The 21,929-nt window shown below is 65.6% G+C and carries 21 protein-coding genes and 1 tRNA gene; 15 read left to right on the top strand and 7 right to left on the bottom strand.

The genetic code is table 11. The annotated features are described in order from the left end of the window. Window positions 1-133 precede the first annotated feature (133 nt). On the bottom strand, window positions 134-1,318 hold the full coding sequence (locus ACZI8W_RS25620) for a GIY-YIG nuclease family protein (protein ID WP_463371352.1): 1,185 nt from the start codon (window positions 1,316-1,318) through the stop codon (window positions 134-136). A 280-nt stretch (window positions 1,319-1,598) separates the two neighbouring features. Here ACZI8W_RS25620 and ACZI8W_RS25625 point away from each other — a divergent pair, with 280 nt between their 5' ends. Next, window positions 1,599-2,210 (top strand): putative glycolipid-binding domain-containing protein, encoded by a 612-nt coding sequence (locus ACZI8W_RS25625; RefSeq protein ID WP_463371353.1) that lies wholly within the window; start codon window positions 1,599-1,601, stop codon window positions 2,208-2,210. Here the strand turns inward: ACZI8W_RS25625 and ACZI8W_RS25630 are convergent. Continuing rightward, complete coding sequence (locus ACZI8W_RS25630) at window positions 2,207-3,544, bottom strand: amidase (protein ID WP_463371354.1); 1,338 nt, start codon at window positions 3,542-3,544, stop codon at window positions 2,207-2,209. The two genes, ACZI8W_RS25625 and ACZI8W_RS25630, sit on opposite strands and share 4 nt — an antisense overlap. Window positions 3,545-3,627: 83 nt before the next feature. Here ACZI8W_RS25630 and ACZI8W_RS25635 point away from each other — a divergent pair, with 83 nt between their 5' ends. Continuing rightward, window positions 3,628-4,848, top strand: coding sequence for an RNA-guided endonuclease InsQ/TnpB family protein (locus ACZI8W_RS25635; protein ID WP_463371355.1), 1,221 nt, complete (start codon window positions 3,628-3,630; stop codon window positions 4,846-4,848). On the opposite strand, the gene ACZI8W_RS25640 is transcribed toward ACZI8W_RS25635, so the two are convergent. After that, entirely contained in the window at window positions 4,849-5,808 is a 960-nt protein-coding gene (locus ACZI8W_RS25640) for a prephenate dehydrogenase (RefSeq protein ID WP_463371371.1), read from the bottom strand. 48 nt (window positions 5,809-5,856) lie between these two features. Here ACZI8W_RS25640 and ACZI8W_RS25645 point away from each other — a divergent pair, with 48 nt between their 5' ends. The 3 genes from ACZI8W_RS25645 to ACZI8W_RS25655 all read left to right on the top strand — a co-directional run bounded on the left by ACZI8W_RS25645 (window position 5,857) and on the right by ACZI8W_RS25655 (window position 7,025). Continuing rightward, window positions 5,857-6,393 carry a tRNA adenosine deaminase-associated protein gene (locus ACZI8W_RS25645; RefSeq protein ID WP_463371356.1) on the top strand — a complete coding sequence of 179 codons (537 nt, stop codon included), beginning with the start codon at window positions 5,857-5,859 and terminating at the stop codon, window positions 6,391-6,393. An 18-nt stretch (window positions 6,394-6,411) separates the two neighbouring features. Then, window positions 6,412-6,888 (top strand): nucleoside deaminase, encoded by a 477-nt coding sequence (locus tag ACZI8W_RS25650; RefSeq protein ID WP_463371372.1) that lies wholly within the window; start codon window positions 6,412-6,414, stop codon window positions 6,886-6,888. A 46-nt stretch (window positions 6,889-6,934) separates the two neighbouring features. Further along, window positions 6,935-7,025 (top strand) — tRNA-Ser (locus ACZI8W_RS25655). A gap of 234 nt (window positions 7,026-7,259) precedes the next feature. On the opposite strand, the gene ACZI8W_RS25660 is transcribed toward ACZI8W_RS25655, so the two are convergent. Next, window positions 7,260-7,799, bottom strand: a complete 540-nt coding sequence (locus ACZI8W_RS25660; protein WP_463371357.1) for a TetR/AcrR family transcriptional regulator — start codon at window positions 7,797-7,799, stop codon at window positions 7,260-7,262. Between the two features lie 98 nt (window positions 7,800-7,897). Between ACZI8W_RS25660 and ACZI8W_RS25665 the strand changes: the two genes are divergently transcribed. Continuing rightward, window positions 7,898-9,433 carry an MFS transporter gene (locus ACZI8W_RS25665; RefSeq protein WP_463371358.1) on the top strand — a complete coding sequence of 512 codons (1,536 nt, stop codon included), beginning with the start codon at window positions 7,898-7,900 and terminating at the stop codon, window positions 9,431-9,433. Here the strand turns inward: ACZI8W_RS25665 and ACZI8W_RS25670 are convergent. Both ACZI8W_RS25670 and ACZI8W_RS25675 read right to left on the bottom strand, forming a co-directional pair. Further along, window positions 9,425-10,579, bottom strand: coding sequence for a hypothetical protein (locus ACZI8W_RS25670; protein WP_463371359.1), 1,155 nt, complete (start codon window positions 10,577-10,579; stop codon window positions 9,425-9,427). The genes ACZI8W_RS25665 and ACZI8W_RS25670 overlap by 9 nt on opposite strands. After that, window positions 10,579-11,514, bottom strand: a complete 936-nt coding sequence (locus tag ACZI8W_RS25675; RefSeq protein ID WP_463371360.1) for a metal-dependent hydrolase — start codon at window positions 11,512-11,514, stop codon at window positions 10,579-10,581. Before ACZI8W_RS25675 ends, ACZI8W_RS25670 begins: the two co-directional genes overlap by 1 nt. 177 nt (window positions 11,515-11,691) lie before the next feature. Between ACZI8W_RS25675 and ACZI8W_RS25680 the strand changes: the two genes are divergently transcribed. From ACZI8W_RS25680 to ACZI8W_RS25710, 7 genes are all read left to right on the top strand, one after another. Continuing rightward, a complete protein-coding gene (locus ACZI8W_RS25680; RefSeq protein WP_463371361.1) occupies window positions 11,692-12,303 on the top strand; it encodes a TetR/AcrR family transcriptional regulator in 612 nt (203 codons plus the stop codon). A gap of 76 nt (window positions 12,304-12,379) precedes the next feature. Next, the gene (locus ACZI8W_RS25685) at window positions 12,380-13,069 is read left to right on the top strand and encodes a YceI family protein (protein WP_463371362.1); all 690 of its coding nucleotides are present in this window, start codon (window positions 12,380-12,382) and stop codon (window positions 13,067-13,069) included. Between the two features lie 104 nt (window positions 13,070-13,173). Then, window positions 13,174-13,635: an RrF2 family transcriptional regulator gene (locus tag ACZI8W_RS25690; protein WP_463371363.1), complete on the top strand. Its 462-nt coding sequence runs from the start codon at window positions 13,174-13,176 to the stop codon at window positions 13,633-13,635. 96 nt (window positions 13,636-13,731) lie between these two features. Next, complete coding sequence (locus ACZI8W_RS25695; RefSeq protein WP_463371364.1) at window positions 13,732-14,322, top strand: TetR/AcrR family transcriptional regulator; 591 nt, start codon at window positions 13,732-13,734, stop codon at window positions 14,320-14,322. A 50-nt stretch (window positions 14,323-14,372) separates the two neighbouring features. Then, window positions 14,373-16,709 carry an MMPL family transporter gene (locus tag ACZI8W_RS25700; protein WP_463371365.1) on the top strand — a complete coding sequence of 779 codons (2,337 nt, stop codon included), beginning with the start codon at window positions 14,373-14,375 and terminating at the stop codon, window positions 16,707-16,709. Window positions 16,710-16,751: 42 nt separating this feature from the next. Then, a complete protein-coding gene (locus tag ACZI8W_RS25705) occupies window positions 16,752-18,479 on the top strand; it encodes an ABC transporter ATP-binding protein (RefSeq protein ID WP_463371366.1) in 1,728 nt (575 codons plus the stop codon). Beyond that, on the top strand, window positions 18,476-20,377 hold the full coding sequence (locus tag ACZI8W_RS25710) for an ABC transporter ATP-binding protein (protein WP_463371367.1): 1,902 nt from the start codon (window positions 18,476-18,478) through the stop codon (window positions 20,375-20,377). The genes ACZI8W_RS25705 and ACZI8W_RS25710 overlap by 4 nt, the downstream gene beginning before the upstream one ends. Before the next feature lie 4 nt (window positions 20,378-20,381). Here the strand turns inward: ACZI8W_RS25710 and ACZI8W_RS25715 are convergent, their stop codons facing one another. Beyond that, on the bottom strand, window positions 20,382-20,969 hold the full coding sequence (locus ACZI8W_RS25715; RefSeq protein WP_463371368.1) for a DUF1707 SHOCT-like domain-containing protein: 588 nt from the start codon (window positions 20,967-20,969) through the stop codon (window positions 20,382-20,384). A 494-nt stretch (window positions 20,970-21,463) separates the two neighbouring features. Between ACZI8W_RS25715 and ACZI8W_RS25720 the strand changes: the two genes are divergently transcribed. Continuing rightward, complete coding sequence (locus tag ACZI8W_RS25720; protein ID WP_463371369.1) at window positions 21,464-21,631, top strand: recombinase family protein; 168 nt, start codon at window positions 21,464-21,466, stop codon at window positions 21,629-21,631. Then, the coding region (locus ACZI8W_RS25725) for a helix-turn-helix domain-containing protein (RefSeq protein ID WP_463371370.1) at window positions 21,631-21,929 on the top strand (299 nt) is incomplete at its 3' end. The genes ACZI8W_RS25720 and ACZI8W_RS25725, both read left to right, overlap by 1 nt.

A 21,929-nucleotide genomic window follows, 5' to 3' on the forward strand; every position in this document is an offset into this window, starting at 1 on the left:
CCCCACTTTTGGGGGGGCCCCAACCGTGTTTGCGGGGCCGGTAATTATGGGTAATCCTGTAATTATGGGGAATGACATGGGGGTGGGGCCGGGAATTATCCCGGCCCCACCCCCATTTTTTTGTCGATTCTGTCTACGACCGGGGTGCTTTCGGCCGCGGCGCCGGCTTCGAGATCGGATGGCCACCGGGCTTCGGAAGCGCACGCGTGAGTCGTGGTGCCCAGCCGCTCGTCGGCCAGCGTTTGAGTCCCAGACGGTCCGGGGTCAGGCGAGTATTGACGAAGGCATTTTCGAGGGCAGCGTCGGCTTCGCCACGGAACCGGTAGAGGATTGTGCCGCCGTTCTCCTCGGTCCGGGCGCCCGCTTCCCATCCTGTGGCGCGATACACGCCGCGCACAATGTTGTCGGCGACGACGATGATCGGCAGTCCGTCGATCCCTCGGGCCGCGGTCCCGGCCGGCCACGGTCGTGATGCGAGTTCGCGTACGGCCTCCGTCGATGCCTTCTTCGCTTCGTTGATACGCAGAACTACGCACGGTGTGGGTGGTTCGGGCGCGGCCTGCGCCGAGTACTGGCGTACGATCTCCGAAATCGGAATTGCGGTGCGGTCGGCTTCCGACTCCTCATTGGTGCCTGCCAAGTTCGTCAGCACAGGTTCGCCGCGGTGCGGTTCGAGCAGACCGAGCGAGCTGATGACGGCCTGCGCGACCTCGCCGGCCGTGTGCTCAGGGTCGGTTGCAGGGTGTAGTGCGTCGGCAATGACGAAGTGCTCCACGGAGTAGCCGGAGTCGTACACCGCCTTGATGCGGCGCAGTGCAGCCTCGGTCTCGGGCGTCGCGATCGGTGCCTTTTCTTTGGACTCCTCGAGTTTGTGGGTTTCACCGAGCGCCGTCCAGGTGAGTGTGAAGATGCGGTTCGCTCGACCTGTTCCGACGTAGAGGATGCTGCGGTCTCGGGAGTCCACGATCGCGTACACATACGCACCGAGCTGATCGATCACGTTCTTCTGGAGCGGACCGGGCGTCGGTGTGCGGTCGTCGACTTTGGTGACGATGGCGCGCAGAACTGTCAGGCGGAGGGAGACGGGGACCGCGCCTGCAGAACCCCCGAACAGTTCGCGGTTTGCGGCGTCGACCGAACCGAACGTGCGTCCACCGTTGCGTGCCAACGCCCCCAGCGCGAGTGTGAACTCGGAGAGTCTCTGCCGCGGGTCGTCCGCGGTGTCCGGCAGCTCATTGCTGGTCAGGAACATCTGGATCTCCGGAGATTCCAGCAGTGTCTGGGCGATGTTCAGAGGAACTGTCCACACGGTGCGCATGAAGCGACTCTAGGCCAATACGGGGCGGGGAAGCCGATTCCGAGGCGGCTGCGTCGCCCAGATTTCGATCTTCGTCCGGCGATGAGCATCCCTGCCGACGGCGAGGCAGTTCAGTGGGGGGACAGCTCGGAGGCGGAGAGGCATCGATGCAGGTAGGGGCGGTGCAGGCGGCTCTGCTTCCGTGGATCGGTGCGGAGCCGTCAGTCATCTCGGCGTCGGCGGTTCTCCAATACCGGCACCGATGCGGCTCCTCGGCGACTTGTCGCATACGGTATAGACCGTGAGCAGCCCAGACTCTGATGCCGTTCGCCCTGCGACAACCCCAGCGTCCAATTGGCCCGCGCTCTTGACCTGGAGGTCGCTGGACGCGCCCCGGATGGAATCGGTACGTGTGCAGTTGAACGGCCAGCGCGTCAAGGCGACGGGTCGTATCGTGGGCGCAGCATGTTCCGAGCATCCTGCATTCAGCGCCTCCTACGACCTTGTGACCGACGAGGACGGGGTCACGCGCCGGTTGTCGGTCCGCACCACGATGGCGGCCGGCGAGCGGCATATGTCGATCAGCAGATCCGGTGAGGGCATCTGGATGGTCGACAGCGGCACCCACCATCAGCGCGCATCCTTCGGTAGGGCGCTCGACGTCGATGTGATCCTCAGCCCGTTCTTCAATGCCTTGCCGATCCGGCGCTACCACCTGCAGGAAGGCGCTGACGAGCTCGAAGTTCCCGTCGTGTACGTGAACCTGCTGGACCTGACGGTGCAGGAAGCCCTGGTGATCTACAGCAGCGCTGCCGACGGGATTCATGTTCTGTCGCCGGTTTCCTCGTCGTCCGTGACGGTCGACGAAGACGGATTCGTCGTCACCTACCGTGGGTTGGCGGAACGCATCTAGCTTTCGTCGACGCCCTCAACTGCCAGTGCGATCGCCAGCGTCGCAGACTCTGCAGGGTGGCTTCCGTGGCCGCCGGTCCCGGCGGTGAGGCCGACGATCTGCAGTCCGATACCGGCGTCACCGGCCGCGCGCACCGAGATCGCGGGTACGCCGAGCACACTGAACGGGATGCACCGTTGCAGTAGGGGCGCTCGCAGCTCTGCCGGGTCGCTGCCGAGGGCCGCGGATCGGATGCTCGTGGTGGCGGTGAGTAGTGCGTCGAGGTTCTCGGTGCGCCGCAACCGTTCGAGGACTTCGTGTCGGAGCTTCTGCGCGGTCCGTATCGCCCGGAGGTATTCGTGGGCGGGGCGATCCCTCTGTGCTTCCAGGAGTGCCGCTGTGGGCGGCTGGTAGCGCCCCGGGTCGGCTTCGAATGTGTCGCGGTGCGTCTCGTACGCCTCGGATCCCGTGATGATCGGATATACACCGAGCAAATCATCTGTTTCGGGCAATGCGACATCGACGACTTCTGCGCCGAGATCGGTGAGGGTGCGGCACGCGAGGTCTGTTGCAGTCTCGAACTCTGTGTCGGTGTGGTTCCAGAGTCCGCCGCGAAGCCTGCCGATCCGCAGCCCAGACACAGGTGAACGTAGATGCGCGACGCCGGGCATCGCACCCCAGGCGAGTGCTGCGTCGAGGCTGTCGGTAGTGAGCAGGCCGACGTGGTCGAAGGTCGTGGACAGCGGAAAGATACCGCCGACGGGGAGTGCGCCGCGGCTCGGTTTGAACCCGGCGATACCGCACAACGCCGCGGGTGTGCGGACGCTGCAGCCGGTGTCGGTACCTATCGCGACCGGCACGATGCCTTTCGCGACGAGGACTGCGGAACCGGACGACGAACCCCCACTGATGAGAGCAGGATCGTGCGGATGCACAGCCGGACCCGAGGCGTTGACGAGGCCCGTCGGGCCGTACGCGAATTCGTGCAGGTGCGTCTTCGCGACGATGATCGCGCCGGCTTCACGCAGGTTCTCGACGATACGGGCATTCCGGTCTGCGGCAGGTGCGTCGACGAGCACGTTGCTGCCGCAGCGGGTCGGCAGGCCCGCGACGTCGATGTTGTCCTTGATCGCGATCGCGACACCGTGCAGGGGGCCTATCCAGTTGCCCGCGGAGATTTCGGCGTCGGCGCGCGCCGCGCGCGCGAGAGCTGCGTCGTCGTCGCGGGCGGCCACGATGTTGGACCAGGGCGTGCCGTCGAGCGAGTCGAGATCTGCGAGGACCTGGCGGACGTGCTCGGCAGCGGTGAGCTTCCCGGTGGCGAGCGCGGTTGCGGCGTCGCGAAGGTTCGTCACCGGAACCTCGCCAGGATGCCCCGCCGTTCACGGCGGGGAGGAATGGCGTTACTCATAATGTCCTTTCGTGCAAAGTGTTGACCATGAGGCGGGCATACAAGGTTCGGGCGTACCCGGACACCGAACAGGCGGCGCTGCTGCGTCGCACGTTCGGGTGTGTGCGCGTGGTGTGGAACAAGACGCTCGCCGACCGGCAACGCCGCTACACCACCGAGCAGGCGTCGACCTCCTACAAGGAGACCGACGCTGCCCTGGCTGCATGGAAGAAGACCGACGACCTCGCGTTCCTCGGCGAGGTGTCGTCGGTGCCGCTGCAACAGACGCTGCGGCACCAGCACACCGCCTTCCAGTCGTTCTTCAAGGACACCGCGAAATACCCCCGGTTCAAGAACCGCCACGGACGGCAGTCCGCGCACTTCACCCGCTCCGCGTTCCGTATCAAAGCGGACGGATTGTGGCTGGCGAAAACCACCGCGCCGTTGAGGACCGCGTGGTCCTGGCCCGACATCGACCCGTCCACGCTCGACCCGACGATGGTGGTCGTCTCCCAGGAGCCGGACGGCCGCTGGTTCGTGACCTTCGCCGTCGACCGGCCCGACACGCAGCCGCTGCCTGACACCGGAGAGTCGGTCGGCGTGGACCTCGGCATCAAAGACTTCGCGGTCCTGTCCACCGGGGAGAAGATCACGAACCCGAAGCACATGGCCCGGCACGTACGCGGCCTGCGACGCCAGCAGAAACGCCTGGCCCGGATGCAGAAGGGCTCGAACAACCGCGCAAAGCAGCGCCGGAAGGTCGCCCGCACCCACTCGCGTGTCCGCGACGCCCGCCGTGACTTCCTGCACAAGACCTCCACCGATCTGGTGCAGCGGTTCGACACGGTTGCCGTTGAGGACCTGAACGTGTCCGGGATGGTCCGCAACCGATCGCTGGCGAAGTCGATCAGCGAATCCGGCTGGGGCGAGTTCCGGTCGATGCTCGAGTACAAGGCGCAGCAGACAGGTCGCCGGTTCGTGGTGATCGACCGCTGGTATCCCAGCTCCAAGACGTGCAGCGCGTGCGGGCACCTGCTTGCCGCGCTGTCCCTCGGGACACGCCGCTGGACGTGTCCCGACTGCGGCACCCGGCACGACCGGGATGTCAACGCCGCGAAGAACATCCTCGTCGCCGCCGGACTGGCGGAGACACGAAACGCCTGCGGAGGCGATGTCAGACCGCATGGGGCAACCCGTCGGCAGTCGCCGGTGAAACAGGAACTCCCGGACGCGAGTCCGAGAATCCCCGTCCTTCAGGGCGGGGAGTAGTCAAGTCCACACACCTCCTTGTCGGCCGGCTTCTCTGAGGCGTTCGAGCCAGTTGTCGTCGCCGGGGACGATCCCGGTGATTCGATGGCGTCGGCGCTGTTCATAGCTGGTGCGGGCGTCATGGCCGCCGCGTGTGAGCTCACCGGTGCTGCCGTCTGCGAGTTGTTCGCGTGCCGCACGTAGGACGCCGAGGGTCTCGTCGAGTGCCTCGAGCACTGCAGTCGCATTGCCCTCGCACATCGCGTCGACCAGCCCGGGGGCGGTCGCGGCGACGCGCGTGCCATCTCGGAAGGATCCCGCGGCGAGTCCGAGGGCGAGGTCGCCGCCGCCGGCCCCGGACAGCGCGAGCGCTTCGGCGAGGATGTGCGGCAGATGGGAGATCCGCGCCACTGCGGCATCGTGTTCGCGGGACTCTGCGGGGACGACGACCGAACCACAGTCGAGGGCGAGCCCGGCGACCTGCTGCCACACGTCGGGGTCGGTGCCGTCGTCGACGGTGACGACCCACACTGCGTCGCGGAAGAGATCTGCTGATCCGGCTTCCCATCCGGACTCGGCGGTCCCGGCCATCGGATGCCCGCCGACGAAGCGTGCCGACAGGCCACGTGCTGCGACCATGTCGGCGATCTGACCTTTCACGCTCACGACATCGGTGAGGGCCACGTTCGGTGCGTGCTCGGCGATAGCGGCCAGAATCGAGTCGACGGCGGGCACCGGCACGGCGAGCACCACCAGGGCTCCAGCTTCTTCCGCACGCGCCAGGGTGGCTGCCAGGTCGGTGGATGCGTCGAACCCGTCCGCGACGGCCGACTCCACCGCGGGCGCGGAGCGGTTGTATCCCCAGGCTCGACGACCCGATGCTGTCGCGGCCCGGAGTACGGATCCGCCGATCAGTCCGAGACCGAGAACACAGATGGGGGGCGCGGCAGCAGGTGTGGACACCGCTTCAGATTGGCATATTCACCGGTGGGCTTCATTCGTGGGACCGGGCCGACTACCGTTGCCCGCATGGCTGCACAGCGTGTCGGGGACAAGAGCCCCGCGGTGAGTTCGACAGAGGACTTCGAAGGTTTTGCCGTTGCAGTGACGCGTGAGGACGGACGCTGGAAGTGCCGTGCACTGTCGGCATCGGCATTGACGAGCCTCGACACTGCGGTGACGGAATTGCGGGAGCTCCGGAGTTCCGGGGCAGTGTTCGGTCTGCTCAATGTGGAGGACGAGTTCTTCGTCATCGTGCGCCCTGCCCCAGCGGGAACTCAACTGTTGTTGTCGGACGCGTCGATGGCCGTGGACTACGACATCGCGGCCGACGTACTCGATGCACTGAACGTCGATATTCCGGATATCGATCCCGACGACCTCGATGACGTGGAGCCCTGGGAGGAAGGCGACCTCTCGATCCTGGCCGACATGGGCCTGCCCGAGCCGGTGCTGGCGGTGATCCTGTCGGAGACGGACCTGTATCCCGACGAGCAGATCGACGAGATCGCGCAGCGGCTCGGATTCGGCGACGTGTTGAGTTCGACGCTCGACAAGATGAACTGAATGGGCCTGCGCGGGGACATGGGGCTGCGCGGGGACGAAGAACTGATCCGGGTCGCGCTGGAGGTCGCGGCCGTCGCGCCTGCCGGGGACGTCCCGGTGGGCGCGGTGGTGTTCGCGTCGGACGGCACCGAGCTCGCTCGTGCCGCCAACTCACGTGAGGCCATCGGCGATCCGACCGCTCACGCCGAGGTGCTCGCTCTGCGAGCTGCCGCTCAGGTGTACGGGGATGGATGGAGGCTCGAGGGAACGACCCTCGCCGTGACGCTGGAACCGTGCACGATGTGCGCTGGTGCGCTGGTGCTTGCCCGGGTGTCGCGGGTGGTGTTCGGTGCGTGGGAGCCCAAGACCGGTGCTGTGGGTTCGCTGTGGGACGTCGTGCGCGACCGCCGGCTCACCCATCGACCCCAGGTTCGAGGCGGGGTGCTGGAGCAAGAGTGTGCGGGTGTGCTCGAGGAGTTCTTCCGTGGCCGGCGCACGCCGTCCTTGGGATCGTGACCAGGCGATTTCGACACAGCGACCCGATCCGGTAAAGTCTTCTAGCGGTGGCGTGTCCGAGCGGCCTAAGGAGCACGCCTCGAAAGCGTGTGACGGGTAACCCCCGTCCGTGGGTTCAAATCCCACCGCCACCGCCAAGAGTGACGCCCCCGAACTTCGGTTCGGGGGCGTCGCTCGTTTGTGATGCCTACCGGGGATGCACGCGAACGAAAATGGCAGCCGCTCGCTGCCGACAATGCGCAGCTGCCCATCCAATGCGCTTTTGCCGGTTCTCCCGCCTTACCCCAGTACCGTGACCGCGAACCGAAAAGGCAGCCGCGCGTCCGTCGGCACCGCGAGGCTGTCCGATGTGGGTGTACTTCCGCTGAGGTTCAGCGGCCTTCGATCAAGCGCCGGACGACGTCGAGTAGCTCGTCGACGCCCTCGGGTGGGGTATCGCTCGCCTCGCCGGACATCGCCGCGTTGTAGTAGAGACCGTCGCCGATCAGCATGATGGCGCGTGCGACGGCGGGATCGCTGATCTCGTCGACCAGGACGTCCATCCAGCCTCGATGGATTCTTTGGAGCGCCAGGCGGGCGCGTGGGATCGAGTTCTGGCTCAGGCGGGTCGTGGCGATGATGGCGCGGTCGATTGCGGTGCCTGCGTAGACGGAGGTGCGGATGTAGTACGCAGCAGACCCCTCGGGGGCGTCCCGCATGAGGTCGGCGTCGGCTGCTGCGAGTTCTTCGACGTGGTCGGCCAGGCCTTCGACGAGGGCGTCCTTCGAGGGGAAGTGGTAGAGCAGGCCACCTTTCGATACGCCTGCGGAGGAAGCGACAGCGTCGAGGGTTGCGGCGCGTTCGCCTTGCTCGAACAGGATTGTCACGAAGGCGTCGAGCAGCTTGGCGCGGGCAGCGGGAGGTGGTGGCACGGGCCGATGATACGACGTTCGTTACTTTACCGTCCAGCTGGTACAGTAACGAGGATTCGATTCCGACTCCCCTCGAAAGCTCGATAACCGTGTCGATCATGCCTGTCTCGCAACCGGACGCGAGCGCTGCCGTTCCGAAGGCCGGTCCCCGCGAGTGGGTAGCCCTCGCGGTCCTCATGCTCCCCGTGCTGCTGGTCTCGGTCGACAACACGGTGCTTGCGTTCGCGCTACCCGAGATCTCCGCCGCGCTGCGACCCAGCGGTGCGCAGCAACTCTGGATCATCGACGTCTACCCGTTGATTCTTGCAGGCCTGCTCGTCTCGATGGGCAGCTTCGGCGACCGCATCGGGCGACGCCGCCTACTGCTGATCGGCGCAACCGGATTCGCTGCGGTCTCGGTGATCGCGGCCTATGCGCCATCGGCCGAAGCGCTGATCGCTGCGCGCGCGGCACTGGGTTTCTTCGGGGCCATGTTGATGCCGTCCACGCTGTCGTTGCTGCGCAACATTTTCCTCGATGCGGAGCAGCGACGACTCGCCATCGCGGTGTGGGCATCGTGCTTTGCCGGTGGCGCGGCGCTCGGCCCCATCGTCGGTGGTTTCCTGCTCGAACACGCGTGGTGGGGTTCTGTGTTCCTGCTCGCTGTACCGGTGCTGATCCCGCTCCTCATCCTCGGCCCGATCTTCGTGCCGGAATCCAGGGACCCAGCGCCCGGACGTATCGACGTGGTGAGCATTGCGCTGTCGATGCTCGCGCTGGCACCGTTGGTGTTCGCCATCAAGAATCTCGCGAACGGCGGTTCGGTCGGCGCCACGATCGTTCCCGCCGCAGTTGCGCTCGTGTCTCTCGTGTCGTTCGTGCGACGCCAATTACGCCGGCCGGATCCCATGCTCGACGTGCGCTTGTTCCGAGTGCCGGCGTTCAGCGGGGCAGTCCTGGTGAACCTGCTCTCGGTGATCTCCCTCGTCGGATTCCTGTTCTTCGTCTCGCAGCATCTGCAACTGGTGATCGGGCAGAGCCCCATGCAGGCCGGGTTCAGTCTGGTCCCGGGACTGGGCGTGATGGTGGTAGCCGGTCTGGCGGTGGTCGCGTTGGTCCGGTGGGTGCAGCCGTCGACGATCATCGTGTCGGCACTGTTGCTGTCGGCGCTCGGCTACGCGCTCGTGCTGCTGCTCGCCTCGCCGACGTCCGTGACGCCGATCATCGTGGCATTCGCGGTGCTCGGCGCGGGGATCGGGGCAGCCGAGACGTTGTCGAACGATCTGATCGTCTCAAGTGTGCCGACGGAGAAGGCCGGCGCGGCGTCGGCGGTGTCGGAGACGGCCTACGAGATGGGCGCTGTGCTGGGAACTGCGGTGCTCGGTTCGATTCTCACGGCGTCCTACGGCGCGAACCTGCGACTTCCGGCCGGACTCGACCCGGATGCGGCCGCCGCGGCTCGGGAAACGCTGGGCGGTGCGCACGCCGTCGCCGACGCCCTACCCGCGGAGCAGGCGACTGCTCTGCTCGGAGCCGCGGGAGAGGCGTTCGACAGCGGCGTGACCATCACCTCAGGAATCGGAATGGTGCTCATGGTGGTCTCCGCGTTGCTGGCGGCGCGGATGCTCAGACCGCGTGGGTCCACCTCACGATGACGATGCCTCCCGAACGTCCGCTTCCGAGGTAGCGGCTGCGGATTCTGCTCGGGGAACAGTGAAGGTCGCGACGACACACAGGATTGCCACCACGAAGCACGCTACGACGTACCAGAGGCTGCCGATGGGGTCGCCGTTGTCGGTGACGCCGTCGACCGCCGAGAAGTAGTCGGGCAACGCCGTGATCCAGAGGATGGCCAGCACTCCGAGATACACCAGCGAGAACCGCTGGACGAACACATTGGTGTAGGCGGGAGCGGCGGATTCGCTGCGGCGCAACCGCGACCATTGACGAGCGAGCACCCATGCCGCGACCACACACAGGACCACGAGTTCGAGTGCGTACATGACTCCGCGCACCGTCGTGCTCCCCATCCCGATGGCGGTTGCGGGCAGCGGGAGGACGAACGTGCCGACTGAAGCGAGGACGCCGATCACAATTGTGCGCCACACCAATTGGATTCCGGTGAAGCTTTCACCCCGGTCGATGTGACGGCCGACGAAGAACTGTGTGCACAGAGCCAGCGACATCGGCCACAACGCGGCGAACACCACGACGCTCGGCAGCGGGACGGAGTCGAAGAACGGTTGGTTGATCGGATTCTCGAGTGACCACTCCCACCAGCGCAATTGCGGTCCGAGGTGGTCGAAGATCTCGTAGAAGGCGTGATGGACGAATCCCACGCACACGGCACCGAGGAGCACGCCGTATTTGCGGAACACGCCGAGCATCCGCACGATCTCGAACGACAGTGTCGCGAGCAACGGATAGATCGCGACGATGTAGAGAGGCAGTCTGCCCCACATGAATTCGACTGTGAAGACGTTGTGCGCGAACATCGTGTCGACGTGCTGTTCGATTCCGAACGCAGCCGGGAAGTAGAGGGGCGGTTCGATGACGAACAGGTATGCGCACGCGCCGAACCACAGCACCAGATTGGTGGGATCGCCGTGCCGGCGCAGCCGGAGAACGGCGTACACGAGGGCGAGAACAGCGCCGACGGTGATCGTCAGTTCGAGGACGGGAAGCGTCCAGTTCTCCAATGCCAACGGATTCCGGAACTCGACGAGACCGCCGGCCTCGTCGCAGGAGAAACCGAGCCTCGTCGCGAGGTCCTCGAAGGTGGGTGAACACAGATCCGACATCAATTGCCCCCCGGTGCAGCGGTTTCCGCGGTGTACCACTTGGTGACGTCGTATCCGGATTCGAAGCGCTCGAACCACCTTCCGGCCAGTTCGGGCAGGTCCTCGTGCTCGGGATTGTGCTTCGGCATCTGACTACGAATGATGCCCCGCAGGGCAATGAGCTGTTCCCCGAGCCCGAGATCGTCGAATGCTCGTGGCATCGGCCCGGCATCCGCGGCTTGCATTCCCGGAATCATCTTCAGCAGCTTCTGCTTACGTCGATGCGAGGCGAACATCGACAGAGCGTCGATCTTGCGGTCTTCGATGGGCACATGCGTGTTGAAGCCAGCGCACGCGATCCGGATGACGTCGAGCACGTGCTTGAACACCGAGGCGGCTACACGCATGCGGTAGAGGTCGCTGCCGATGACCGAGTCGAAGATGATCAGCGCCGAACTGCGGTGCTCGACCTCCTCGACGAAATGCCAGATGAACAGCGAGGCGACGCGGTCGTCGCCGGGGCGGAACAACGATGCGTCGTTGTCGAGCATGAGCTTGAAGACGGGAGTGAAGGTCGCTTCGAGATCTGCGGTGTAGGCCAGCCGGTACTTCAGCGACGTCTCGGCGGTGAGAGTGTCGTAGGCGCCGATCACCTCGTCGAGGGTTTCCTGCAGGCCTGGGTACCTCTTGATCAGAGCGCGGACGTGCTGGCGATGCGCGGTGGAGTGCTGGCCTTCTTGGCGCATGAACGCGTCGGCTTCCTCGGCGACCGCGTCGTCGGTGAACCGGGGCTTCGCTTCGGTGATCATCTGCACGATCATCTTCTCGAAGCCGACCGCGAGAAACGAGACGGCGTTGGCCATGCTCGAGAACGCGGGGTTCTCGGGGTTCCACAGGAACGGCACGTCGTAGTCCTCGAATGCGAACCGCATCTTGCGGACGTGCAGGTCGGTCATGTCGCACCTCATTTGTTCGGGGGCTGTCCGATGCGGCCGGGATGAAGACTAACCGCAATGAGACGAACATACACATGATTGGTTGATTGTATGATGACTTTGTGTGGATCACCGGCGCATCCGCCCCGGCATTGGGTTGCGTGATAGCGTCGGGCACCTCATTCCGGGAGGCTGAACGTGGCGCGTAGGCGAGGGTGGGGTGGGTGCCCACCCGACAGCGACGACGAGGCATCCCGGCGCATCGTTGCCACCGCCGTCGAGATGATCGGGCAAACCGGCTCGGCGATCAGCATTGCGGACGTCGCGGAATCTCTCGGCGTGATCCGTCAGACGGTCTACCGGTACTTCCCCAGCGCGGACGCCCTGATGAAAGCTGCAGGTATTGCCTCGGTCGCCGGGTTTCTCGATCGGCTCACCGCGCAGGTGTCCGGCATATCCGATCCCGTGGAGGCGACAGTCGAGGGTGTTGTCTTCACGCTGGCGGAGGTACGCCGCACCCCGCATCTCGGGCTGTTGTTGTCGAGTACCTACGCCAGTGGCCACACCGAAGACATGACGTCCGATGAAGCGCAGGCCTTCGGCATGACGATGATCAGGCGGTTCGATGTCGAGTGGGAGAACTACGGATACGACGACGCGTCATTGCACGAACTGGTCGAATACTTGCTGCGGACGATGCAGTCGTTCTTCGTCTCTCCCGGAAACCCGCCGCGCAGCGACGACGAGATGCGTCGTTACCTTCGTCGGTGGGTGGGTGCTGCAGTCGCTGCGCAGGTTGTCGCCCGATAGCTCGGGAGACTCGATCCCCGGGCGCGAAATCGGCAGAGCGACCCCAGCGAATTGAAACGTCAACTAATCTCGCCCTATGCGAAAAGCGGTGTGGGCGCTCGTGGTCGTGGTCGTGGTCGCGTTGCTGGGTTTCTTCGTCGCGCCGTGGGTGTACGGCACGTTCATCGCTGAGGACGACGCACCCGCCGCCTCGGTCTCGACGTCCGGTGCCGAGGCGGTGTCCGGTGAACTCGACGGCGAGTGGGCCGTCACGCCGGGTGCCGACACCAACCGGACCTCGGCGGGTTACACCGTGCACGAGATCCTGCGCGGCGCCGATGTCACCGTGGTGGGGAGCACCGACCAGGTGTCCGGCACTGCGACGATCGCCGACGAATCGCTGATTGCCGCCGAGGTCATCGTCGAGGTCGACGGGATCGCCACCGACAGCTCGCAGCGCGACGGTCAGTTCCGGGGCATGGTCATGGACGCCGCGAACCATCCGACCGCGACCTTCACGTTGACCGAACCTGTCGATCTGTCGTCGGTGCCTACCGACGGCACCATCACGACCGTGCCCGCGACCGGCGCCCTCACCTTGCGCGGCGAGGAGCAGCCGGTGACGGTGGACGTCGAAGTCCTGCGCACCGGCGAGAACATCGTGGCGTCGGGCAGCATCCCCGCGATCTGGATGGACTGGGGCATTCAGCCACCGAACCTCGGATTCGTTGCCGTCGACGAGGCCGGGAGCGTGGACTTCCTGATCACTCTGGAGACGGTGGACTGACCGCGTCCGTCGTTGCCGGGGGCTGCTCCGACGGCGTCGACGGTGCCGATTTCTCCCCTGTTTGGTAGGAATTGGTCGGCCGGGACGTTCGAGGAGGTATCGAAGTGCATATCAGTGCAAGGGTCGACTACGCGGTGCGGACGCTCCTCGAACTCGCCGCATGCGGTGGCGGCCCGGCCAAGGCGGAAATCCTGGCGAGAGCGCAGTCGATCCCGCACAAATTCCTCGAGGCCGTGCTCGCCGATCTGCGCCGGGGCGGTCTCGTCCGCAGTCGACGTGGGCCGGACGGCGGCTACTGGCTCGCGCGACCGGCCGATGAGATTTCCATCGCCGACATCATTCGCACGGTGGAAGGGCCACTCGCGTCGGTGCGGGGCGAGCGGCCCGAGAGTGTGGAATACACGGGGGCGGCCGAGCGATTGCGTGATGTGTGGATCGCGGTGCGGGTGAATCTGCGCGCGGTGCTCGAGGACGTGACCCTCGCGGATGTCGTTGCGGACGACCTGTCGGAGTTCGTCCGTGACCTGACTGCTGATCCGGACGCGTGGGAACGCCGCCACGTGTGAGCCGTGTTACTCGCGCTCACCGGGTGTGGTTGATTCCATAAATATTGCACTGCTCTGCAAAGTTGCACTGTTCTGCAAATCTGTACCGTTGTTGGAGTGAGCTCTCAACCCGGACTGCGTGACCGCAAGAAGGCCGCCACTCGCGCGGCTCTCGCGGACGCCGCTGCGGAACTCGCACGCGAACGCGGACTTCACGAGGTCACCGCCGACGCGATCGCTGCCCGGGCCGGAGTCTCCACCCGCACCTTCCACAACTACTTCACGAGCAAGGAAGAAGCGGTCCTCGTGCATTTCGAGGGCCTGATCGAATCGTGGATCGACTTACTGCGCCATCGCCCCGCCGATGAGCCCATCGTGAGTTCGCTCGAGGAATGCGCAGTGGGGCTGGTGACCGACCCCCAATGGTCGTTCGACGACATCGGGGCCTGCGCTGCTTTTGTCGAGGAAGGTGCGGCGAACATGTCCCGCCACCTCGAGGTGGCAAAGCGCTCATCGCGTTTGCTCGTCGATGCGATCGCCGAACGAACGGGTACGGACCCAGCCACCGACATCTACCCCAATCTGGTGCACTACATCGGTTGGGGAGCGGTCAAATCGGCCATCGACATCGTCATGTCGAATCCCGAGCTCTCACCCGAGCACTACATCCGCGAGGCGTTCGCTCTGCTGCGGCGGGGATTCTCGTAGCCCCTACTCCGAGCCCATGACCATGTTCGACGAAAGAAAGGGTGCCCGTCGTGGCGACCTACCTCTACCGGATAGGTAAATTTGCTTACCGGCGCAAAGGCGCAGTGCTGTCCTTCTGGATCGCGCTGCTCGTCCTCTTCGGAGTCGGGGCCGCGACCCTGTCGGGTCCGACGACGGACTCCTTCACCCTCCCCGGCACCCCCGCGCAGAATGCGCAGGACCTGATGGCCGAGCGGTTCCCGACCGCCGAAGACCCGATGAACGGTCTCAGCGCCCGGTACGTCTTCGCGGCGCCGGACGGGCAGACACTCGACGACCCCGAGAACATGGCCGCGGTCGACGAGGTGCTCGCGGCGATCCGCGGCATCGACACAGTCTCCGCACCTGCCAAGATCGACCCGGCCACCGCCTCACCCGAACAGCAGGCCGACGCGTTGGTCAACCCCGTCCTCGCCGACGCCGGGCTCACCGAACAGATGACCGGACTTGCCGCGCAGCAGGGCATGACGGAAGAGGCCGCCCTCGCCGACGCGCAGGCGCTGTCGCCGCTGAGCGCCGACCGCACCGTCGGGTTCGTCACCGTGCCGTTCGACGGCGAGGTCACCGACGTCGACCAAGCCATGCGCGACCAGATCGCCGCAGCCGCGGACATCGGCCGCGACGCCGGGCTGACCGTGCAGGTCAGCGGTACCGCTGCCGCCGATATGGCGATTCCGGGCGGCACCGCTGAGCTGATCGGCATCGGCATCGCTGCGATCGTGCTGGCCCTCACCTTCGGCTCGCTCGTCGCGGCAGGTCTGCCGCTGATCACCGCGCTCGTCGGTGTCGGCATCGGAAGCTTGGGCATCACCATCGCCACCGGTTTCTTCGACCTGAGTTCGATGACGCCGACACTCGCGATCATGATCGGACTCGCCGTCGCGATCGACTACTCACTGTTCATCGTGTCGCGCTTCCGACACGAACTGCTCAACACATCCGACCGTGCCGAGGCTGCTGGTCGTGCTGTCGGTACCGCCGGTTCCGCCGTCGTCTTCGCCGGCCTCACGGTCATCATCGCGCTCATGGCCCTGAGCGTCGTCGGGATCCCGTTCCTGTCGGTGATGGGGTACGCAGCGGCGTTCACGGTGCTCATGGCCGTGCTGATCGCGATCTCGTTGCTGCCGGCCGTGCTCGGCCTCTTCGGCGGGAAGGCCTTCGCCGGCCGTATCCCGGGCCTGAAGCAGCGAGACCCCGAGGGAGACGAGCCGGGCGCCGCGCAGAAGGTCATCGGCGTCATCACCCGTCGCCCGTTGATCCCGCTCGTCGCCGGCGTCGTCCTCCTCGGAGCCCTGGCACTCCCCGCCACCGGTCTGCGTCTGGCCCTGCCCACCGAGGCGACGGGCGACCCCGCCACGAGTGCGCGTCAGGCCTACGATCTGATCGACGAAGGATTCGGACCGGGGCGCAACGGCCCGCTGGTCGTCGTCGCCGATGCTCGCGACGCGGACGTGCCCTCCGACGCCGCATTCGCCGCAGTCCTCGGCTCGCTGTACGAGCACGACGAGGTGGTCAACGCCCAGATCGTCGCAGTGAACGAAGCCGGCGACACCGCGCAGATCCTCATCACCCCGCGCAGTGGCCCGACCGACCCCGCGACGATGGACCTCGTCTCGGAGATCCGCGCCGACGAGCAGGCATTGAACGACGAGTACGGACTCTCGTACGGCGTCACCGGTCAGACCGCGCTGGAAGGCGATGTGTCGGAGAACCTGCAGAGTGCACTCGCCCCGTACCTCGCGGTGGTCGTGGGTCTCGCGTTCATCTTGCTCATGCTCGTGTTCCGCTCGATCCTGGTGCCGCTCACCGCGACCCTCGGCTTCCTGCTGAGCGTCCTGGCCACCTTCGGTGCGACCGTGGCGGTGTTCCAGGAGGGCTGGGGCGGTCTCATCTCCAACCCGCAGCCGATCGTGAGCTTCATGCCGATCATCCTGATCGGTGTGGTGTTCGGCCTGGCCATGGACTACCAGGTGTTCCTGGTGACGCGCATGCGCGAGGACTACGTGCACGGTGCCTCCGCGCTGGATGCGGTACGCAGCGGTTTCGCGCACGGTGCCCGCGTGGTGAGTGCCGCCGCGGTCATCATGATCTCGGTGTTCGCCGCGTTCATCGCCGAACCGGATTCGCTGATCAAGTCCATCGGCTTCGCGCTCGCCGCGGCCGTCTTCTTCGACGCGTTCATCGTCCGCATGGTGATCATCCCGTCGGTGATGGCTCTGCTCGGCGACAAGGCGTGGTGGCTGCCGAAGTGGCTCGACAAGATCCTGCCCAACGTCGATGTCGAGGGCGAGAAGCTCACGCGGGAGCTGGAAGCCGCCGACGCGAACCCGGAAGCCAGCCGGGTGTGAGGGTCGCGAGGTTCGTCCGGAGACGCAGGTAGCGTATTGCCCATGTTGGTTCGGCTGTTACGGCGCTTTCTCGTGCGCTACAAGGGTTCGCTCACCGCTGTGGTCCTGCTGCAGCTCGCGGCCACCACGGGCATGCTGCTGTTGCCGAGCTTGAACGCCGACCTGATCGATCAGGGTGTCGCGGTCGGCGACATCGACTACATCCTGCGTACCGGGCTCCTCATGCTGGGGATCAGCGCGGTCGAGGTCGCCTGCTCCGTAGGTGCCGTCTATTTCGCTGCACGAGCCGCCATGTCGTTCGGACGAGACGTCCGGCTGGCGCTCGTGCAGCGGGTCGGCGGGTTCTCCGCCCGTGAATTCGGCACTTTCGGTGCCCCGTCGCTGATCACCCGCAACACCAACGACGTGCAGCAGGTGCAGATGCTGGTCCTGATGACCTGCACCATCGTGGTGACCTCGCCGATCATGGGTGTCGGCGGCATCATCATGGCGTTGCGTGAAGACGTCGGTGCCTCTCTGGTGCTCGCGGTTGCAATACCGGCACTGATCTTGACGATGGTCGTGCTCATCGCATTGATGCTGCCGGGATTCCGGGTCATGCAGATACGACTCGACGGAGTCAATCGGGTGCTGCGCGAACAGGTCAGCGGCATCCGTGTCGTGCGTGCGTTCGTCCGCGACGACACCGAGAAGGCGCGCTTCGACCGCGCCAACGACGATCTGACCGCGACTGCGCTGCGCGTGGGCCGTGTCAACTCGGTGCTGTATCCGGCGGTGCTGCTCATTGCGAACGTCAGCACCGTCGCCGTGGTATGGGTCGGCGGTGCCCGCATCGATGCCGGCGCCATGCAGGTCGGATCCATCACCGCGATGATCACGTATGTCGCACAGATCCTCATGGCAGTGCTCATGTCGTCGTTCATCGCGATGATGGCCCCGCGCGCAAGCGTGTGCGCCGGGCGCATCCTCGAGGTCCTCGACACCGAACCGACGGTGGCGGCGCCGGCAGAACCGATGCGCGAGCTACCCCCGCGCATCGACGTCGAACTTCGGGGTGCCGGATTCTCCTATCCGGGCGCCGACGCGCCCGTGCTGCGCGACATCAGCTTTCGCGCGGAGCCCGGCACCACCACCGCGATCATCGGTGGCACCGGGTCGGGCAAGAGCACGCTGATGCGTTTGATCCCGCGACTCATCGACGTCACCGCCGGGCAGGTGTTGGTGTCGGGTGTCGACGTCAGGCACCTCGATCCGGAGGTGCTGCGGTCGCGGATCTCCGTCGTCCCGCAGAAGGCATATCTGTTCTCGGGCACGATCGCCGACAACCTCCGCTACGGTCGCGCCGACGCGAGCGACGACGAACTCTGGCATGCACTCGAAGTTGCGCAGGCCGCCGACTTCGTCCATGCCATGCCGGACAGGCTCGAATCGGTGCTGTCGCAGGGCGGTACCACCGTATCGGGCGGGCAGCGGCAGCGGCTCGCGATCGCGCGCGCGCTGGTCCGCAAACCCTCGATCTACCTGTTCGACGACGCGTTCTCGGCGCTCGACCCCGCGACCGACGCTCGCCTGCGCACGGCACTGGAACCGGAAACACGTAACGCGTGTGTCTTCATCGTCGCCCAGCGTGTCTCGACCGTGCAGAACGCGGATCGCATCGTTGTCCTCGACGGCGGCGCCATGGTCGCGTCGGGAACCCATCTCGGGCTCCTCGGCCGTTCCCGGACGTACGCCGAAATCGTCGAATCGCAGAGAATGGCCGCCGTATGACGACGCCCGCAGCGGCCGAACAGCAGACCGCCCCGCAGTCGCGCCTGCGCGTGATCATCCGCATCCTCGGTCTGCTGCACCCGCACCGGTACGTCGTCTACTCGGTGGTGATCGCGGCATTGCTCGGTGTCGTGAGTTCGTCGATCGCGCCGCTCGTGCTCGGCAGGGGCACCGACATCATCTTCAACGGTGTGGTCGGGATGCAGCTCCCGGCAGGGCTGTCCAAGGATGGCGCTATCGCGCAGTTACGCGCGGAGGGGCGGGATCAGTTCGCCGACATGGTCGCCGGAATGAACGTGATCCCCGGAGCGGGCATCGACTTCACGGGCCTGGGACGCACCCTCGTCATCGTTCTCGCTCTCTACCTGTTGTCGTCCGCGCTGATCTGGGTTGCGGCATACGGATTGAACGAGATTGTGCAGCGCACCGTGCGGGACATGCGCGCGAGCGTCGAACGGAAGATCCACCGCCTGCCGTTGCGCTACTTCGACACGCATTCGCGCGGTGATCTGCTCAGCCGTGTCACCAACGACATCGACAACGTGTCGACGGGGATGCAGGAATCCATCAGCCAGCTGGTGCTGGCGGTGTTCACGCTTCTCGGGCTCGTGGTGATGATGTTCTGGATTTCCCCGCTGCTCGCCGTGATCGCGTTGCTGCTCGTCCCCGCCGCAGCTGTGGTGACCATCCTGGTGGCGAGGCGTTCACGGACGCATTTCGCGGCGCAATGGGACGCGACGGGCACGCTCAACGGACAGATCGAGGAATCGTTCACCGGGCACGAGCTCATCACCGCGTACGGGCGGACAGCGGAGATCGAGCGGCGGTTCACCGAAACCAACGATTCGCTGTTTCAGGCTGCGTACCGGGCGCAGTTCGTGTCGGGTCTGGTGATGCCGCTCGTGATGTTCCTCAGCAACCTCGGCTACGTCGTCGTCGCGGTGATCGGTGGTCTGCGTGTGGCGTCAGGAACGTCGACGCTCGGCGAGATCCAGGCGATGATCCAGTATTCGCGGCAGCTGTCGCAGCCGCTCGCGCAGATCGGCGCGATGATCAATCTGCTGCAGTCTGCCGCGGCGTCCGCCACGCGAGTGTTCGCGGTCCTCGACGAGGAGGAACAGGATCCCGAACCCGCGGCCCCCACGATGCCGTGGAGCAGGCACGGGCTGGTCGAGTTCGAGGATGTGTCGTTCTCGTACACCCCGGAACGCCCGCTCATCGAGAACCTGACGTTGTGCGCCGAACCCGGGCAGATGATCGCGATCGTCGGACCCACCGGTGCCGGAAAGACCACCCTCGTGAATCTGATCCTGCGGTTCTACGAGGTAGATTCGGGCCGGATTCTCGTCGACGGCGTCGATATCACCGGGATGCTCCGGGAAGAATTGCGCTCCCGGATCGGGATCGTGCTGCAGGACACCTGGCTGTTCGGAGGCACGATCCGCGAGAACATCGCTTATGGGAATCCCTACGCGACCGAGAACCAGATCATGTCAGCCGCCCGGATGAGTTACGTCGACCGGTTCGTGCGGGCGCTGCCCGATGGGTACGACACGATCGTCGACGAGGAGGCAGGGAGCCTCAGCGCCGGTGAGCGACAGCTCATCACGATTGCCCGTGCGTTCGTGTCGAAGCCGTCGATCCTTATTCTCGACGAGGCCACCAGCTCGGTCGATACCCGCACCGAACTACTCGTGCAGCAGGCCACCGCGCGGCTGCGCGACGATCGCACCAGTTTTGTGATCGCGCACCGCTTGTCGACGATTCGCGACGCCGACCGGATCGTGGTGATGGAGGACGGCCGGATCGTCGAACAGGGCGCTCACGACGATCTGCTCCGGGCGGGAGGCGCGTACACGCGGCTGTACGAGGCTCAGTTCAAAGCGCTCGTCGACTGACTCGTCAGGTGTCGCGCTCGTTGCTCTCGAGCTGTTTGATGCGCTCCGCGGCTTCCTTCAGACGCTTCTTTCGTTCCTCGTTCTCGGACTCCTTCAATTCTTCGTAGAGTTCCTCGTCTTCGTCGCTGAAGCTGAAGATCAGGCGCGGCAGGCCCAGCGTCACGATCAGGCTGGGCCACACCAGCCAGGCGTGGTCCCAACCGATCACGAAGTTGAGGACGAGGAACGCCACCAGAGTGATGCCGAGGATCACCCCGTCGAGGGATTCGACCATGTTCCCTCGTCGGAGCAGCGACGAGAGTTCACTCTCGGCGCTGCGCGACGGCGCACCGGTCGGTGAGCTCTCGGCAATCTCGGTCGATACCTTCCGGATCCGGTTGTCGACCACCTCGAGCGGGACTCCGCCCGGAAGTCCGCGGAATGCGCCGCGGAGGGGGGCGAGAGCGCGGGCCGCCGCGATCTCACCGGATCGGTCGTAGAATTCGGCGGTATCGAGCCGTCCTGCTGCATAGTGTTCGCTGATGACGTTGAGGGCGTGCAGACGTTCGTCATCGCTCAACCGAAGGTCGGGTTCGTCGGGCTGCTGTGTCACGTCGTTCGCCTCCAACTGGATCGTAGGTAGTCGAATACTCGTAGTTGGTCGAATACTACGGGGGCGTCGCGAGTCTCTGGCCGTGCGACGGACCGTCGCGGGCAACGGGCTACTCCGGTGACGCAGTGTCGCGTGTCCGGTAGTCGAGGGGTTGCGAACTGCTCGACATTCTGTGAACAAATATGAACAAACATGACCGAATCTATTCCACAAGACGCGTGACACCAGCCGAATGGGCCGTACCCGGGACACGCACCCGCAGACCCCTACCGAAGGTTCCCTCAGGACCCGGATACCGGTGCCTGCTCACCGCCCGGTGATGCACGCGCGGGTCTGCACCCTCGGTGCAGCGACCCGGACCACCAGGAAACCACGCTCACGGTGTGGGCCAGCACGAACCGACCCGATCCCGGTGCTCACCGAGGTCGGGTCCGGCGTGGACGGGACACCTCGCGCAGGGCACACCCGAGACTGTGTCGGACCCTGCTGCGAGCATGATCATCGTGACATACCGCGACCGCCGGGCCCGGCTCGGAGCCGAGCATCCGATCGCGGCCTTGCCGGCGCAGGGTCGCCTCTACGGCCACCGCCGTGCGCGCACTCGTGCGATGCGCACGGTCACCGTCACCACGCAGGACGGCCCGGTCGAGGCGAGTTCCTGATGGCGAGGTTCGAGATCCCGCACGGCTGGACGGCGCAGGCCTACCGGTTCGCGCTCGACCCCACACCCACCCAGGTGCGGGCATTCCGCTCGCACGCGGGTGGTGCCCGCAAGGCGCACAACACGATGCTCGCGTTGGTGAAGGCGGTGATGGATCAACGGCAGGCCGAACGCACGTACGGTATCGCCGAGGACGAGTTGACGCCGTCGTTGGGATGGTCGCTACCGGCGTTGCGTAAGCAGTGGAACGTGCGTAAACACGTGGTGGCGCCGTGGTGGGCCGAGAACTCGAAGGAGGC

Source organism: Rhodococcus ruitaii, from assembly GCF_055230935.1.